The organism is Micromonospora parva, from assembly GCF_040649675.1.
In the GTDB taxonomy this organism is placed as follows: domain Bacteria; phylum Actinomycetota; class Actinomycetes; order Mycobacteriales; family Micromonosporaceae; genus Micromonospora; species Micromonospora parva.
In genome coordinates this window covers 180,564-195,863 of record NZ_JBEZFX010000009.1, presented here as the reverse complement: position 1 = coordinate 195,863, position 15,300 = coordinate 180,564, and the positions used below count along the sequence as shown (strand labels likewise).

The 15,300-nt window shown below is 71.7% G+C and carries 14 protein-coding genes and 1 pseudogene; 9 read left to right on the top strand and 6 right to left on the bottom strand.

The features are described 5' to 3' along the window. Window positions 1-26: 26 nt before the first annotated feature. A complete protein-coding gene (gene nucS / locus AB0C03_RS23275) occupies window positions 27-686 on the top strand; it encodes an endonuclease NucS (protein ID WP_030333204.1) in 660 nt (219 codons plus the stop codon). Window positions 687-862: 176 nt separating this feature from the next. On the opposite strand, the gene AB0C03_RS23270 is transcribed toward nucS, so the two are convergent. Then, window positions 863-1,519 carry a methyltransferase domain-containing protein gene (locus AB0C03_RS23270; RefSeq protein ID WP_030333206.1) on the bottom strand — a complete coding sequence of 219 codons (657 nt, stop codon included), beginning with the start codon at window positions 1,517-1,519 and terminating at the stop codon, window positions 863-865. A gap of 80 nt (window positions 1,520-1,599) precedes the next feature. Next, window positions 1,600-3,096, bottom strand: coding sequence for an aldehyde dehydrogenase family protein (locus tag AB0C03_RS23265; protein ID WP_210861178.1), 1,497 nt, complete (start codon window positions 3,094-3,096; stop codon window positions 1,600-1,602). Window positions 3,097-3,353: 257 nt separating this feature from the next. Between AB0C03_RS23265 and AB0C03_RS23260 the strand changes: the two genes are divergently transcribed. The 7 genes and pseudogenes from AB0C03_RS23260 (at window position 3,354) to AB0C03_RS23230 (ending at window position 9,053) form a co-directional block, all read left to right on the top strand. Beyond that, entirely contained in the window at window positions 3,354-3,770 is a 417-nt protein-coding gene (locus tag AB0C03_RS23260) for an FHA domain-containing protein (RefSeq protein WP_210861176.1), read from the top strand. 80 nt (window positions 3,771-3,850) lie between these two features. Further along, on the top strand, window positions 3,851-4,921 hold the full coding sequence (locus tag AB0C03_RS23255; RefSeq protein ID WP_209444570.1) for an alpha/beta hydrolase: 1,071 nt from the start codon (window positions 3,851-3,853) through the stop codon (window positions 4,919-4,921). Window positions 4,922-5,071: 150 nt separating this feature from the next. Further along, entirely contained in the window at window positions 5,072-6,862 is a 1,791-nt protein-coding gene (locus AB0C03_RS23250; RefSeq protein WP_210866395.1) for a 3-hydroxyacyl-CoA dehydrogenase family protein, read from the top strand. Between the two features lie 31 nt (window positions 6,863-6,893). Next, window positions 6,894-7,166 (top strand): annotated as a pseudogene (locus AB0C03_RS23245) (sigma factor); the annotation flags it as partial. Next, entirely contained in the window at window positions 7,103-7,774 is a 672-nt protein-coding gene (locus tag AB0C03_RS23240; protein ID WP_357638803.1) for a hypothetical protein, read from the top strand. The pseudogene AB0C03_RS23245 and the gene AB0C03_RS23240, both read left to right, overlap by 64 nt. Before the next feature lie 43 nt (window positions 7,775-7,817). Next, window positions 7,818-8,141 (top strand): Rv1322 family protein, encoded by a 324-nt coding sequence (locus AB0C03_RS23235; RefSeq protein WP_244236068.1) that lies wholly within the window; start codon window positions 7,818-7,820, stop codon window positions 8,139-8,141. A 102-nt stretch (window positions 8,142-8,243) separates the two neighbouring features. Further along, on the top strand, window positions 8,244-9,053 hold the full coding sequence (locus AB0C03_RS23230; protein ID WP_030333223.1) for an alpha/beta hydrolase: 810 nt from the start codon (window positions 8,244-8,246) through the stop codon (window positions 9,051-9,053). 325 nt (window positions 9,054-9,378) lie between these two features. On the opposite strand, the gene AB0C03_RS23225 is transcribed toward AB0C03_RS23230, so the two are convergent. Together AB0C03_RS23225 and AB0C03_RS23220 are read right to left on the bottom strand one after the other, a co-directional pair. Then, window positions 9,379-10,458 carry an AI-2E family transporter gene (locus tag AB0C03_RS23225; protein WP_357638928.1) on the bottom strand — a complete coding sequence of 360 codons (1,080 nt, stop codon included), beginning with the start codon at window positions 10,456-10,458 and terminating at the stop codon, window positions 9,379-9,381. Between the two features lie 290 nt (window positions 10,459-10,748). Next, a complete protein-coding gene (locus AB0C03_RS23220; protein ID WP_256443421.1) occupies window positions 10,749-10,871 on the bottom strand; it encodes a hypothetical protein in 123 nt (40 codons plus the stop codon). 200 nt (window positions 10,872-11,071) lie between these two features. On the opposite strand from AB0C03_RS23220, the gene AB0C03_RS23215 reads away from it, so the two are divergent. After that, the gene (locus AB0C03_RS23215) at window positions 11,072-11,548 is read left to right on the top strand and encodes a putative endonuclease domain-containing protein (RefSeq protein WP_357638800.1); all 477 of its coding nucleotides are present in this window, start codon (window positions 11,072-11,074) and stop codon (window positions 11,546-11,548) included. A 116-nt stretch (window positions 11,549-11,664) separates the two neighbouring features. Here the strand turns inward: AB0C03_RS23215 and AB0C03_RS23210 are convergent, their stop codons facing one another. Continuing rightward, on the bottom strand, window positions 11,665-13,770 hold the full coding sequence (locus AB0C03_RS23210; RefSeq protein WP_210866393.1) for a coiled-coil domain-containing protein: 2,106 nt from the start codon (window positions 13,768-13,770) through the stop codon (window positions 11,665-11,667). A 177-nt stretch (window positions 13,771-13,947) separates the two neighbouring features. Then, the gene (locus AB0C03_RS23205) at window positions 13,948-15,210 is read right to left on the bottom strand and encodes a DivIVA domain-containing protein (protein WP_357638798.1); all 1,263 of its coding nucleotides are present in this window, start codon (window positions 15,208-15,210) and stop codon (window positions 13,948-13,950) included. Between the last annotated feature and the right edge of the window lie 90 nt (window positions 15,211-15,300).

Below are 15,300 nucleotides of genomic sequence, written 5' to 3'. Positions count from 1 at the left end.
GGTGGGTGCTCGGCTACCCTCGTCGGGTGCGGTTGGTCATTGCGAAGTGCTCGGTGGACTACGTCGGACGGCTCTCGGCTCACCTGCCGCTGGCCACCCGGTTGCTGATGGTGAAGGCGGACGGGTCGGTGTCCATTCACGCCGACGACCGGGCGTACAAGCCGTTGAACTGGATGAGCCCACCCTGCCGGCTGGAGGAGGCCCCCGGGGTGTGGCGGGTCGTCAACAAGGCCGGCGAGGAACTGCGGATCACCCTGGAGGAGATCTTCCAGGACACCTCGTACGAGTTGGGGGTGGATCCGGGTCTGCGCAAGGACGGGGTGGAGGCGCACCTGCAGGAGTTGCTGGCCGCCAACCCGAGTGCCCTGGGTGAGGGGTTCACCCTGGTCCGCCGCGAGTACATGACGGCGATCGGCCCGGTGGACCTGCTCTGCCGGGACGCCAACTCCGGTTCGGTGGCCGTCGAGGTCAAGCGGCGTGGCGACATCGACGGGGTGGAGCAGCTGACCCGCTATCTGGAGTTGATGAACCGCGACCCGCTGCTCAGCCCGGTCGTCGGGGTCTTCGCCGCTCAGGAGATCAAGCCGCAGGCCCGGGTGCTCGCCACCGACCGGGGCATCCGCTGTGTGGTGGTGGACTACGACAAGCTGCGCGGCATCGTGAAGGACGAGCTGACCCTCTTCTGACCCTCGGCGCCTTAGGGCCTGTTTCGTAGGAACTGGCCGGCCTGCGGCGGGCCCGGACGACGACCGGCGGCGTTGCGGTTTCGTCCGGATACAACACCGGTATCCGGACGAAACCCCGCCTTGCCGGATCGCCGCCCGGACTCCGCCTCGGCTCGACCGCCCCTACGAAACAGGCCCTACCCGTTGCGCACCGCGATCAGCGACTTCGGCAGGCCGAACACCCGCTCCACCAGCATGGTGGAGTCGGGGAAGTAGTGCCGCATCTGCGAGCGGTCCAACAACTCGGTCCAGAGCACCTGGTGGATGGCGGCGTCGTGGCTGCGGGTGGGCTTGTGCCCCAACGGCCAGCGGCGGGCGAACGCGGTGCGCAGCCGGACCGGCAGGAACTGCATGCCCGGCGCGATCCAGTGTGGCTCGATGGGGAAGTAGCGGTAGGGCGTCTGCACCCAGTGCCGGTCGGCAAGGGAGCGGGCGGCGGCGGCGAAGCGGATCCGGCGTTCGTGCCCGCCCACGTGCTCCAGCACGGAGTTCGAGAAGACCAGGTCGTAGCTGCCCTTGACGAGGTGCGGGGGCAGGTCGCAGGCGTCGGCCTGCTCGACGTGGGCCCAGTCCGGGACGACGGTGGGCGGCGACTCCAGGTTGACGACTGTCACGCGGGCCGGCCGGACGGTGGCACGGTGCCAGGTGCCGAGCCGGCCACCGAGATCGACGACGTGCATGTCGCCGATGTCCGGGAAGGTGCGCGCCAGCCAGTCCGAGCGGTGCCGACGCCGTCGGGCGCTCCACGACTGGTCACTGTCGACAAGGCGGTAGCGCAATCGATTGGGGCCCATTTAACGCAATGTACCGCCGCGACCACGGCGTATAAACATGTGGATACGCCGATCCTTCTTGATGATCGGTTATCCGACACTTACCTCCCGTACATGACCTTGATGGCCTTGACGAGCCGGGCCACGTCGGTGGGGGTGCGGTCGAAGGTCATCGACGGCAGCAGCGACCGGGCGCGGCGTCGGGTGATCGCCTTGGTCCGACCGAACTCACGCAGGCCGTCCTCCCCGTGGATCCGGCCGAAACCGGAGTCACCGACACCGCCGAACGGCAGGGTGGACATGCCGGCGAAGGTCAGCGTGGAGTTGATCGACGCCATCCCGGAGCGCAGCCGCCGGGCGATGGACACCGCGCGCCGCCGGCCGAAGACCGAACCACCGAGGCCGTACGACAGGGCGTTGGCGCGGGTGACGGCCTCGTCGGCGTCGCGGACCCGGCTGATGGTCAGCGTGGGGCCGAAGGTCTCCTCGCGGACCGCGGCCGAGTCCTCCGGGACGTCCACCAGCACTGTGGGGTGGACGTACGGCGGCTGCACGGCGCTCGGGCCGCCGAGCACGGCGCGCCCACCGGACGTGATCGCGGCGTCGATGTGCCGACGGATCACGTCGATCTGCTGGGGCATGGTGATCGGGCCGATGTCGGTGCCCTGCGGCCCGACCGTAAGCCGACCGGCGCGGGCCACCACCTTGTCGACGAAGGTGTCGAAGACGGCGTCGACCGCGTACACCCGCTCGATGCCGATGCAGGTCTGCCCCGCGTTGGTCATGCCGCCCCAGACGCACGCCTCGGCGGCGGCGTCCAGGTCGGCGTCGCTGTCGACGATCATGGCGTCCTTGCCGCCGCCCTCGATGAGCACCGGGGTCAGCGACTCGGCGCAGGCGGCCATCACCTTGCGGGCGGTGGCGGTGGAGCCGGTGAAGGCCAGCTTGTCGACGCCGGAGCGGCACAACGCGGCGCCCACGTCGCCCTGCCCGTGCACGGCGGTGAACACCGGCTGCTCGGGCACCACCTCGGCGAAGCTGTCCACCAGCCACTGGCCGACGGCCGGGGTGTACTCGCTCGGCTTGAGCACCACGCCGTTACCGGCGGCGAGGGCGTACGCGGCGGAGCCGATGGGCGTGAAGACCGGATAGTTCCACGGCCCGATGACGCCGACCACCCCGTACGGCTGGTACTCGAGGTGCCCGGAGAACTCGGCGAGGATGAGCCGGGACCGCACCCGGCGTGGGCCGAGCACGCGCCCGGCGTTACGGGCGGCCCAGTCGATGTGCTCGATCGCGGTGACGATCTCGACGATGGCGTCGGCGACCGGCTTTCCGCCCTCGACGTGCACCAACTCGGCCAACTGCTCGATGCGCGTGGCGAGCAGGGCGCGCCAGCGCAGCATCCGCTGACGGCGGCCGGTGAAGCCCAGGCTGGCCCACCACTCGCCGGCGGCGCGGGTGCGGGCGACGGCCTGCCGTACGTCGGCGTCGGTGGCGACCGGGAAGCGACCGGCCTCGACGCCGGTCGCCGGGCTGGTGGAGACCAACTGACCCGCTTCGATGACCGGAACGCCCGGGATATGCACTGCCGTCATGGCGGAAGTCTAGACCCGAGGATTACTCACCGGTAGGGTCGCCGATTCGGGGCCGGGGGGCCGGCGTCGCACCAACCCGGCCGATCGTTGATCAGTGCAGGTCAGCGTGGTGGTGGCGAACGCGGCCCGCCCGAATCGTCGAACGGCAGGTGGCCGGGAGGTGACGAGAGGCTGACCGGCCGGTCGGTATTGACGACTACCGTCTGATGGCAAGCTGACGCGCGGAGTGACGGTGTGGGGTGGAGGGCTGACTGTCCATGGAGGAACATCCGGAACTGATGCCGCTGTTGACGGTCGCGGGTGGGCCGATGCGCGGCGCGAGTTTTCGTATGCGAGCCGAGATACAGGTGATCGGCCGAGCGCCGACCGGCCAGGTGGTCATCAACGACCCGCACCTGAGCCGTCGCCACGCCGAGGTGTGGCTGGCGCCGGAAGGGCCGTCCCTGCGGGACCTCGGCTCGACAAACGGCACCTGGCTCAACGACCGGCGGATCACCGAGGTGGAACGACTCTCCGACGGTGACGTGATCCGGCTGGGCCGTACCGAACTGCGCCTGTTCGACCCCGGGGTGGCGCTCACCGACCCGGTGGGGCTCAGCTTCGGCCCGTCCCGGCGCGACGTCCGGCCGACAGTGCCGCTGCCCCTGGCCACACCGCCGGGCACCCGCCGCTGACCGCCTGGCGGTCAGCCACACCGGGCTGCCGCGCTGGATGGCGGTCCGACACCTGGACCGGCGCGAACACCCGTGGCAGCATGCCGCGGATGGAAACCGAGCAGCGGATCGTGACGGCGAACGGCATCACCCAGGCGGTACGGGTGGCCGGTCCGCCGGACGGCGCGCCGGTGCTGCTGATCCACGGCAACTGCTCGTCCGCGCTGTTCTGGGAGCCGCTGGTCCGCCGGCTGCCATCGACGCTACGGGTGGTCGCCCCCGACCTGCGGGGGTACGGCGACTCCGCGACCGCTCCGGTGGACGCCACCCGGGGCCTGCGGGACTTCGCCGACGACGTCGCCGCCCTGCTGGCCGACCCCACGCTCTTCGCCGCCGACGCGCGCCCGGTGGTGGTCGGGCACTCCCTCGGCGGCGGGGTGGCGATGAGCCTGCTGGTCGACCACCCGCACCGGGTGGGGGCGTTGCTGCTCGCCGCGCCGGTCTCCCCGTACGGCTTCGGCGGCACCCGCGACCTGACCGGCACGCCGACCACCCCCGACTTCGCCGGCACCGGCGCGGGCACCGCGAACCGGGATTTCGTGGCCCGACTCGCCGCCCGTGACCGGAGCGCCGACGCGCCGGCCAGCCCGCGCGCCGTCCTGCGAAGCACCTATGTGGCCGATCCCGCCTCGCTCGGCGCGGACGAGGAACTGCTGCTGGACACCGTGCTCTCCACAGCGACCGGGGACGACAACTACCCGGGCACGGCAGTGTCGTCGGAGAACTGGCCGGGCACCGCGCCGGGGGAGCGCGGCGTGCTCAACGCGCTCGCGCCGACCTGGTTCCGGCTCGCCGACGACCTGGTGGCCGTCGCCGAGAAACCGCCGGTCACCTGGGTACGCGGCGACGCCGACGTCATCGTCTCGGACACCTCGCTGTTCGACCTGGCGTACCTCGGGTCGCTGGACCTGGTGCCCGGCTGGCCCGGCGCGGACGCCTGCCCGCCGCAGCCGATGGTCGGCCAGACCCGGGCGGTGCTCGACCGGTACGCGGCGGCCGGCGGGGCGTACCACGAGGTGGTGCTGCCCGCCTGCGGACACAGCCCGCACCTGGAGCGCCCGGCGGAGTTCGTCGCCGAGTTGTTGGCCCTGACCAGCGGGTCGACCGCCTGACCGACGGCCCGACGGTCGGCCGGAAAGCAGCGCCGTGCCGTGGGTGAAATATGCCACGGCGTCTCGACAACTCACCGTCACGTGGCAGACTCGCGCGCATAACCTTAGCGGCCGTTCAGTGGTCGTGCGGAGTCTCTGGGGAGGCCGGTCGTGGCGCGCGAGTTCAGCACCGTAGGCGTGGTCGGGCTGGGCACCATGGGTGCCGGCATCGTCGAGGTCTTCGCCCGCAACGGCATCGACGTGGTGGCCGTGGAGATCTCCGCACCCGCCCTGGAACGCGGCCGGGCCACCCTGAAGGGCTCCACCGACCGGGCGGTCGCCAAGGGCAAGCTCGCCGAGGCGGACCGCGACGCCCTGCACGAGCGGGTGCACTTCGCGGTCGGGCTGGACGCGCTGCACTCCGTCGACCTGGTCATCGAGGCGGTGCCCGAGCACCTGGACCTCAAGCAGCGGATCTTCGCGGAGCTGGACCGGGTCTGCCGCCCCGACACGATCCTCGCCACCAACACCTCGTCGCTGAGCGTCACCGAGATCTCGGTGGCCACCAGCCGACCCAACCAGGTGATCGGCATCCACTTCTTCAACCCGGCCCCGGTGATGAAGCTGGTCGAGGTGGTCCGCACCGTCGTCACCGCGCCCGAGGTGGTCGCCGACGTGGAGGCGCTCTGCGCCCGGCTCGGCAAGGTCGACGTCACCATCAACGACCGGGCCGGCTTCATCGCCAACGCGCTGCTCTTCGGCTACCTCAACCACGCCGTCGGCATGTTCGAGTCGCACTACGCGACCCGGGAGGACATCGACGCCGCGATGAAGCTCGGCTGCGGCCTGCCGATGGGCCCGCTGGCGCTGATGGACCTCATCGGTCTGGACACCGCGTACGAGATCCTCGACACCATGTACCGGCGCGGCGGGCGGGACCGCCGGCACGCCCCGGTGCCGCTGCTCAAGCAGATGGTGACGGCGGGACTGCTCGGCCGGAAGTCCGGCCGGGGCTTCTACACCTACGAGCGGCCCGGCTCCCCGGTGGTCGTACCGGATGAGGCGACGCCGCTGGCCACGGAGTCGGCGCTCGCCGACGGGGCTCGCGCCATCGCGAAGGTGGGCGTGGTGGGTTCCGGGACGATGGCCACCGGGATCATCGAGGTGTTCGCGAAGGCCGGCTACGAGGTCGTCTCGGTCACCCGCGGCGCGGAGAAGTCCGCGAAGGTCTGCGAGGCGGTGAAGACCTCGCTGAACAAGGGCGTGGTGCGCGGCAAGCTCGCCGAGGCCGACCGGGACGCCGCGCTGGGCCGGATCAGCTGGTCCGCCACGCTCGACCACCTCGCCGACGTCGACCTGGTGGTCGAGGCGGTCGTCGAGGAGTTGAGCGTCAAGAAGGCCCTCTTCGCCAGCCTCGACGAGATCTGCAAGCCGGGCGTCGTGCTGGCCACCACCACCTCGTCGCTGCCGGTGATCGACGTGGCGATGGCCACCCAGCGGCCGGCCGACGTGGTGGGGCTGCACTTCTTCAACCCGGCGCCGGTCATGCCGCTGGTCGAGGTCGTCCGCACCATCCGCACCTCCCCGGAGGCCACCGCCACCGCCCGCGCCGTCTGCGCCGCCCTCGGCAAGACCGGCGTGGTCTGCGGCGACCGGTCCGGGTTCATCGTCAACGCGCTGCTCTTCCCGTACCTGAACGACGCGGTGAAGATGCTGGAGGCCAGCTACTCCACGGCCGACGACATCGACCACGCCATGAAGCTGGGCTGCGGCTACCCGATGGGCCCGTTCGAGCTGCTCGACGTGGTGGGGCTGGACGTCTCGCTGGCCATCCAGCGCGAGCTGTACCTGGAGCTGCGCGAGCCGGGCTTCGCGCCCGCGCCGCTGCTGGAGCACCTGGTCACCGCCGGCTATCTGGGCCGCAAGACCCGCCGCGGCTTCCGCGACCACTCACACCGCTGACCGGGTCAACGCCCGTGGGCGCTGGGCGCGTCTGCAGGGTGCGACCTTCGAGGAGTACGTCAGCAGCCGGGGTCCGGCGCTGGTCCGGCTCGCCCGGCTGCTGACCGGTGACGAGCACCGGGCCGAGGACCTTGCCCAGGACGTGCTGTCCCAGGCGTACGTGCAGTGGCGCCGGATCGCCCGTGCCGACCGTCCGGACGTGTACGTGCGCCGGATGCTGGTCAACGCCAACATCTCCTGGTGGAGGCGACGGTCCAGCCGGGAACTGGTCGTCGACACCTTCGCCGAGCGGGCGCACCGGGGCGCGCCGCCGTCGCCGAGGAGGTCCACCTGGAGGGCGACAGGTACGTCCCGCAACCGGCGGACCCGCCTTACGACGGTCAGCTGGAGCGGCTCTCCGCGGGCGGCGCCGATCCGATCTGGGTGCTGCGGTGGCAGCCGGTGCCCGGCCTCTTCGCCCGCCTGCGCACGGTGGCGCCCACCGACGCGGCGCTGAAGGCGGCCAGGAGCGCGCTGCGGCTGGATGTGGCGCACCGGTGCAGCGCCCCGATGCGGCTCGCCGCGATGCCGGCCGGGGCGTGGAGTGCCGGATGCGAGGTCACCGTGGCCAACCTCCCGGCCGCGCTGGACGTCTCGCTGGTCGTCAACGGGAGCGGGTTCCGCTCGATGGAGGTGCGGCTCCGCTCCCCGCACAGCATCGTCGGTGACCGCCCAGAACCCAACGCGACGGCGGCCGGGCGGCCGGTCTACGTCGACCCGCAGGGCGAGACGATGGAGTTGCTCGACGTACCGAAGGCCCAAGTCACCGCCGGTTGGGGCCGGCCGAACGAGGGTTTCACCGAGGAGGACGCGGCGACGGTGCTGGGCGGGGTGCAGGTCGCCGAGCACCTGGACCGACCCACGACCTGGTGACCGCCCCGGGCGGCCGCACCCGCCGGACGTACGCTTGGTGACTGTGAGCCCCCGTCGCAATCGCCCTCGCCGGGACGAGAACGCCAACCTGGACGCCGACCGGGTCCGGCAGGGCGTCGCCTCGGTGCAGCAATGGACCGACGGCGCCTGGCAGGTACGCGGCATCGGCGCCGGCGCGTCGGTCAAGACGTACCGTTGCCCCGGTTGTGACCAGGAGATCCGACCCGGGGTGGCGCACCTGGTGGCCTGGCCGGCGGACGGCCTGGGTGACCTGACCGACCGGCGGCACTGGCACAGCGGCTGCTGGCGGGCCCGGGACCGGCGCGGCCCGGCGGTGCAGCGCGGCCGGGGCACCCCGCGCTACTGAGCTGGCCCACCGGGACGCCTCGCGCGTGCGGCCCGAGCGACCTGGGTCACCCTCTTCCCGCCTGGGCGGGCGGCGGCGGCGACTTCGCGACAGACTTGGGCGGTGAGCACAGCGATCCGCGCGTCGTCGATCCTGCCCGGCCGCCGGGAGGACATCGAGCTGCACACCGCCGACGGTCTGCGGCTGGTCGGTGAGCTGGCCCTGCCGGCCGACCGGCCGCCGGTGGCCACCCTGGTCTGCCTGCACCCGCTGCCCACCCACGGCGGAATGATGGACAGCCATGTGTTCCGCAAGGCGGCCTGGCGGCTGCCCGCGCTGGCCGACCTGGCGGTGCTGCGGTTCAACACCCGGGGCACCAGCAGCGTGCGCGGCACCAGCGAGGGAGCCTTCGACGGCGCGGTGGGCGAGCGGTACGACGTGGCCGCCGCCATCGAGTACGCGGAGTTCGCCGAACTGCCCAACATCTGGCTCGTCGGCTGGTCGTTCGGCACCGACCTGGCGCTGAAGTACGGCTGCGACCCGGCGATCGCCGGGGCGATCCTGCTCTCCCCGCCGCTGCGCTTCTCCGCCCCGGAGGACCTGGCCACCTGGGCCAGTTCGGGTCGGCCGCTGGTGGCGCTGGTGCCGGAGTTCGACGACTACCTGCGCCCCACCGAGGCGGGGGAGCGGTTCGCCGCCGTGCCGCAGGCCGAGGTGGTCGGGGTGCCGGGTGCCAAGCACCTCTGGGTGGGCGACGCGGAGACGGTCCTCGATGAGATCGTCCGGCGGGTCAACCCGGCCGTCGAGGTGCCGCTGCCGACGACCTGGGACGGCCCGATGGAGGCCGGCGACGTCAGCGCGTACGCCGACCGTACGGTGGCTGCCTTCGCCGACACGCCCGTCCCCGGCCCGGCCGCCGGTCAGGCCGACTGACCCGGACGTCTCCCGCTTCCGCTTCCGGTCCCGGTCCCGGTCCCGGTCCCGGTCCCGGTCCCGGTCCCGGTCCCGGTCCCGGTCCCGGTCCCGGTCCCGGTCCCGGTCCCGGTCCCGCGCATCCTCGCGTGCCCGCACCGAGATCGTGCTCGATCCTGGTTGTAGTGGCATCAGAAGATGGCGAGGCCACTACTTCCGGGATCGAGCACGATCTTGGCGGGGCGGCGCGGGCCGGCGCGGGACCTGGGCGGCGTGGGACCTGGGCGGCGCGGGACGGGGCGGTGCGGGCAGCGCGGGGCGCGGCGGGCTGGCGCGGGGTGCGACCTCAGCGGCGTTGCTGGCGGGGCAGCACCACCTCGCGCAGGATCAGTTGCAGGGCGGCCACCGTGGGGATGGCGATCAGCGCGCCCACCACGCCCAGCAGTGACACCCCGAGCAGCGCGGCCAGCAGGGCGGCCACCTCGTTGACCTCCACCGAGCGCCGCATCACCTTCGGGTAGATGAGGTAGTTCTCCACCTGCTGGTAGATGAGGAAGAAGATCGCGCAGGCGATGCCGGTGGGCAGGTCGGCGGCGAAGCCGACCAGGCTCACGATCACCGCGCCGAGGGTCGCGCCGATCTGCGGGATCAGGTCGGTCACCGCGACGACCACGGCCAGCGCGAACGGGTACGGCAGGTCGACGATCAGCGCGAAGACGAAGGTGGTCGCGCCGGCCAGCACCGCGATGCTCAGCGCGCCGACCATGTAGGAGCCGACCTTTGCCAAAATTTCGTCACCGATCAGCTGCACCCGTTCCCTGCGCGACCGGGGCACCAACGAGTAGCCCAGCGAGCGCAGCCGGTCGAAATAGGCCAGGAAGTAGATCGTCAGCACCAGCACGGTCAGCGTCCGGAACACCGTGCCGAAGATCAGTTGTGCGCCGCCCAGCACCCCGCCGAGCGCCCGCCCGACCGTCTGGGCGTTGGCGGCGTTCTGCACCCGCTCCACCACGTCGTACCGCTCCACCAGGTCATTGACCGTCGGGTTGCGGCGCAGCTCGTCGAGCAGGCTCGGGATCTGATCGATGAACTGCCCCGACTGGGTGACGATCGGCGGGACCAGCGCCACCACGCCGCCGCAGAGCAGCAACACCACTGTCAACGCCACCGCGGCCACCGCCAGGCCGTGCGGCACACCCCAGCGGCCCAGCCGGACCACCGCCGGGTTGAGACCGACAGCGAGGAAGAGCGCGATCACCACCAGCACCAGGATGCCGCCGGCATTGCGAATCCCCAGATAGAGGGTGTACGCCAGCAGCACGCCCAGCGCGCCGGTGAAACCGATCAGGAAACTGCTGCGGCGCAGTGGCCGCCCCGGCGTGCCGAACTTTCCGGACGGGACCGCGGGCGGCTCGTCCGGGTCGATCCCCGGGGCGGGAACCGGCACCGGCGGTGGCGTCTGCACCGGCTGCGGACTTGCCGCCCGCTGTGCTTGCGCTGCCTGCGGAGTTTCCGCTGGGTGCGGTGTTTCCGCCGGCTCGGGTGTTTGCGCCGGCTGCGGTGTTTGCGCTGGCGGGGGACCGGCGGTCACGTCCGGGTCGTCGCCAGCCGGGTCGTGCTGTGGCACCAGGGACCTCCCGGCTCAGGCCGTCGGACGACGGGCGACGACCACGAACGCCCGCCACGCGGCAGGCGCGAACACCAGCACCGGGCCGGTCAGGTCCATGAGGTCACGACTTCCTTCATCAGTTCGATCGACTGGCGGCGGGACAACGCACCGTTTCTGATCATCTCGCCACGCGCCAGCAGCGTAGCCACCTCATGGTCGCCATCGACCACGCGACCGTCAATCCGGTGTGCCCCATGTGCCCCACCCAACCACCGTCAGCGCCCCCGGCCGGATTGAACGGTCCGGAAAGGCCGACGACACCCCGGACGTCGACCAGGCTCGTAGATCTTGGACAGTTTCCGTCACGTCCTGACGGAAACTGTCCAAGATCTGGTGGTGAGGCGGCGTCCCGGCGGTGAAGGCTGTTCGGATGCTGCCCGCCGACGACGCCGACGCCCTCGACTGGCTCGCCTTCGAGCAGGCGGGCGTGCTGACCACCGCGCAGGTCGCCGGGCTGCTCAGCGAGGGGGCGGTGCGGGGCCGGATTCGCACCGGCCGATGGCGGTCGATCGGGCAGACGGTCGGCGACATCGCGGGCGGCGCACAGGCGCTCTCCGAGATCGATTTTCTGCGGCTGTGCCGCCGGCACTGGCTGCCCGCACCCGATCTCCAGGAACACCGGGTTGACGCGGCCGGCCGCAACCGCTGGCTGGACGCGTACTGGCGGAAGTGGCGGGTGCAGGTGGAGGTCGACGGGGCGCACCACATGGACGCCAGGCAGTGGGCGGCGGACATGCGTCGGCAGAACGACGTCTGGACCAGCGGCGACCGGATCCTGCGCTTCCCGGCCTGGCTGGTCCGTGCCCGCCGGACGAGGTCGCCGACACCGTCCGCCGCGCTTTCGTAGCGGCCGGCTGGACCACCACCCCACCGCTGCGCCACCCAACGGCAAAGTGAATCTTGGACACTTTCCGTCAACACCTGACGGAAAGTGTCCAAGATCTCGAAGCCTGGATGGGGCGGTCAGTCCTTGTCGAGGGTGACCTTGCTGGGCTTGGCGCTGCGCTCGTCGGTGGTCGGCTTACTGGGTCGCTTGCCGTTCTCGCCGGTGCTAGTGATCTTGGTGGGCTTGGCGCCCCGGCCACCCTCGCCCGGAACGGCGGCCACTGTCGGCTCCCCGTCCACCCCGGCGCTCGCCGTCCCACCGTCCACGGTGGTCACCGGCTCGGCCACCGGCCGCGTCGTGGGCTGCCCCGACTCGTCCGCACTCGCGTTCACCGGCTGCCGGGTGTCGGCGGGCTCCGCCTTCAGCCCGGTGCCCGTACCCGACTCGCCCGGACCCGACCGGGCGCCGGTGCCGGCGGAAACGCTCACGCCGTCGTCCCCACCACCGGACAGGTCCGCGCTCGCGTCGGACGCCGCGTCCGGTGCGGTCGGGCCGTCGATCGGGCCGGCGACACTCTGCAACCGCAGCTCGGACATCTGACGCTGGAGCTCGTCGGACTCCTGCCGGGCCTTCCAGGTCTCCTGCCGCAGATCCGCGAGCTGCTGCTGGGCCTGGGCGATCTCCAGCATCACCTGGGCCAACTGCTGCCGGCCCGCCGCCGCCTCCTGCTGCGTCGCCGCCAGGTGCTGCTGGGTGGTGGCCAGGTGCTGCTGCGTGGTGGCCGCGTACTCCTCGAACTGCCGCCGGGACGCCGCGACATGCTCGTCGGCCTTGCGGCGCTTGTCGCCGGCCTCGGTCTCGGCCCGGCTCAGCAGCTCGGTGGCCTCCGCCTCGGACCGCTGGCGCAGCGCCGCCGCGTCCTGCTCGGCCGCCTGACGGATGCCGGCCGCACCCTGTTCGATCTCGTTCTTGCGGGCGGTGTACGCGGTCTCCAGCTCGTTCTTGCGGGTGGAGTACTCCGTCTCCAACTCGTCGCGGCGGGTGGTGAGGCCGCTCTCCAGCTCCTGCTGACGGCTGGTGAACGCCGCTTCCAGCTCCTGCTGGCGTGCCGCGTGCTGCTTGTCCAACTCGTCGCGGCGCTTGGCGAACTCCTGCTCGGCCGCGGACCGTCGCTGCGCCAGCTCCCGGTCGGCCGCCTCCCGACGGGAGTTGACCTCCTGTTCCACCCCGGCCCGCCACGCGCCCAGTTCCTGCTGGGTCTGCGCCCGGGTCTGCTGCACGTACGCCTCGGTCTCGGTGCGCATCCGCTGCACGTACGCCTCGGTCTCGGCGCGGCTGCGCTTCGCCGACTCGGTGGCCTGCGTCGTCAGCCGCTCGGCCTCCTGCTGCGCCTTGGCGCGGGTGGCCCGCCCGGCCATCGACGCGTCGTCGATGATCTGCTTGGCCTCCTGCTGCGCCTTGGCGTGGGTGGCCCGCCCGGCCTCGGTCGCGGTGTCGGTGAGCCGTTTGGCCTCCTGGAGCGCCTTGGCATGCACCTCCTTGGCCGCATCGCGCAGATCGCTGGCCTCCTGCCGGGCGTTGGCCAGCGTCTCGCGGGCCGTCTCGCGCAGCTTGGTGGCTTCCTGCTGGGCCCGGGTGTGGATCTCCTTGGCGGAATCCCGCAGCTGGGTGGCCTCCTGCTGGGCCTTCGCCAGCGCGTCCTGCGCCGCCTTGCGCAACTGCGCCGACTCGTCCTTGGCCGACCGCAGGGTTTCCTCCGCCTCGGCCCGCCGGGCGGCGCTGTGCCGCTCCTCCTCCGCGCGCCGGGCGGCGAGAGCGATCTCGAAGTCCTTCAGCGCCCGCGCGGCCTGCTCGCGGGCCTCCTCGATGATGTGCTCGGCGGCGGCGCGGCGGGCATCGAGCTCCCCGTTGGCGTCGGCGAGGATCTGCTCGGCCTGCTCCTCGGCGAGAGTGAGGATCGACTCGACCCGCGGGCCGAGATGGCGGAACGACGCCCGGTCGACCACGTTCATCTGCTTGCGCACCTGGGTCAGGTCACGCTGCAGAACCTCGACCTGGCCGGCGAGCTTGTGGATCTGTGTGTACGCCTGTTCCCGTTCGGAGGCGAGGGTCGCTATCTCGTGCTCAGCACGCGCGACATAACGGTCGACCTGTTTCTTCTCGTACCCCCGCAGAGCGGACTCGAAGCTGGGCTCCGTCGTCACGTCCCCGCCAAGGGCGAACAGTTCCTCGCCGTGCGACATGCCCCCATCCTCACACGCAACGGGCCCTGCTGGGGCGATACGGACGGGCCTTGTGGGAGCTACTTCACTCCGTCGCGGCTGACGGATACCACGGGTAGGGAAACGCATACGGCGCGAGGTGGCACCGGTTACCCGGTGTCACCTCGCGCCGTCGATGCCCCGACCTGACGCCTCGCGTCAGCCGGCGGTCTCCGCGGGCACCCGCTCCTGACCGTCGTCGTTCTTCTTGGCGTCCGGCTTGGCAGCCGGAGCGGCCTGCGCCGGCATTCCCGGAACGATGCCGGCGAGCCCGGAGAGCATCTGACCCAGCTGAGAGGTGACAGCGTCCTTCTGCCGGGTGAGGTCCTCGACCTCGCGGCGGGCGGCCTGCGTGGTCAGCTCCGCCTCGGTGCGAGCCTCGGTGAGCAGACGCTGCGACTCGGCCTTCGCCTCGTTGAGGGTCTTCTCCGAGTGGGCCTTGGCCTTGTCGATCGTCTCGGCGGCGTTGCGCTCCGACTCGATCCGCCGCGCCTCGGCGCGCTGCTCGATCTCCTTGGCCCGCTCCTGCGCGGCCCGGGCCCGCTGCTCGGCCTCGCTGACCAACTTCTGGGTCTGCGCGACCTGGGCGGCGTGGCGCTCGGACTCCTCGCGCTCGGCCTTCTCCCGCCGCTCGGCCAGCTGAAGCTCCAGGGCCTGCAGGTCCTTGTCGCGCTTGTCCCGCGCGTCGGTGAGCAGCTTAGTCGCCTCGGCGCGCTTCTCCTCAGCTTCGCGGGCGGCCTTCGCCCGCTGCTGGGTGATCTCCCGCTCGGCGGTGGCCCGCAGGGTCGCGACCTCCCGCTCGACAGTCGACTTCAGCTCGGCCACCTCGTGCGCGGTGACGGTACGCAGCTGCTTGGTCTCACGGTCGGCGTCGGCGCGCAGCGTGTCAGCCTCGCGGCGGGCCTGCACCCGGACCTCGGCGGCCTCACGCTCGGCGGCCGTGCGCAGGTTGCCCGCCTCGCGCTCGGCGCTCGCCTTCATGGCAGCGGCCTCGGCGCGGGCCTTGTCGGTGATCTCGCGGGCCTCGAGGCGGGCGGCGGAGAGGATGCCCTCCGACTCGCGCTTGGCCTCGTTGCGGTGGTCGTTGGCCTGCTCCTCGGCGAGCCGCAGGATCTGCTCGACGCGGGTGCCGAGCCCGGAGAGGGTGGGCCGGCTGTTCTCTTCGAGCTGCTTGTTCGTGTCGGTGAGCTTCTGCTCCAGCGCACTCATGCGCTGCTCGGCCTGGCGGAGCCGACGCTGGGCGTCGTTCATCCGCTGCTCGGCCTCGGCACGGGCCTGCTCGGACTGGGTCAGCGCGGCGGTCATCCGGCCGAGGAAGTCGTCGACCTGATGAGTGTTGTATCCGCGCAGGCCAACGGTGAAATCTGGCTGCGAGTTCGCGTTATCGAAGAACGCGAGAGGGGAGGACTGCTGCTGGGGCATTGGGACATACTGGCAGACGCCCCAGGGTGCTTCGCAAGAGCGGTGGGAAGCTTTCGTGCCCTCTTTACATGGTCAACTCCTGGTGTCGAC

Excerpts from the sequence above, each read along its gene's own strand:
- AB0C03_RS23215 (WP_357638800.1), top strand. The coding sequence starts at position 11,072 with ATGCTGCCCGCCGACGACGCCGACGCCCTCGACTGGCTCGCCTTCGAG.
- AB0C03_RS23210 (WP_210866393.1), bottom strand. The coding sequence starts at position 13,770 with ATGTCGCACGGCGAGGAACTGTTCGCCCTTGGCGGGGACGTGACGACG.
- AB0C03_RS23205 (WP_357638798.1), bottom strand. The coding sequence starts at position 15,210 with ATGCCCCAGCAGCAGTCCTCCCCTCTCGCGTTCTTCGATAACGCGAAC.
- AB0C03_RS23265 (WP_210861178.1), bottom strand. The coding sequence starts at position 3,096 with ATGACGGCAGTGCATATCCCGGGCGTTCCGGTCATCGAAGCGGGTCAG.
- AB0C03_RS23260 (WP_210861176.1), top strand. The coding sequence starts at position 3,354 with ATGGAGGAACATCCGGAACTGATGCCGCTGTTGACGGTCGCGGGTGGG.
- AB0C03_RS23255 (WP_209444570.1), top strand. The coding sequence starts at position 3,851 with ATGCCGCGGATGGAAACCGAGCAGCGGATCGTGACGGCGAACGGCATC.
- AB0C03_RS23270 (WP_030333206.1), bottom strand. The coding sequence starts at position 1,519 with ATGGGCCCCAATCGATTGCGCTACCGCCTTGTCGACAGTGACCAGTCG.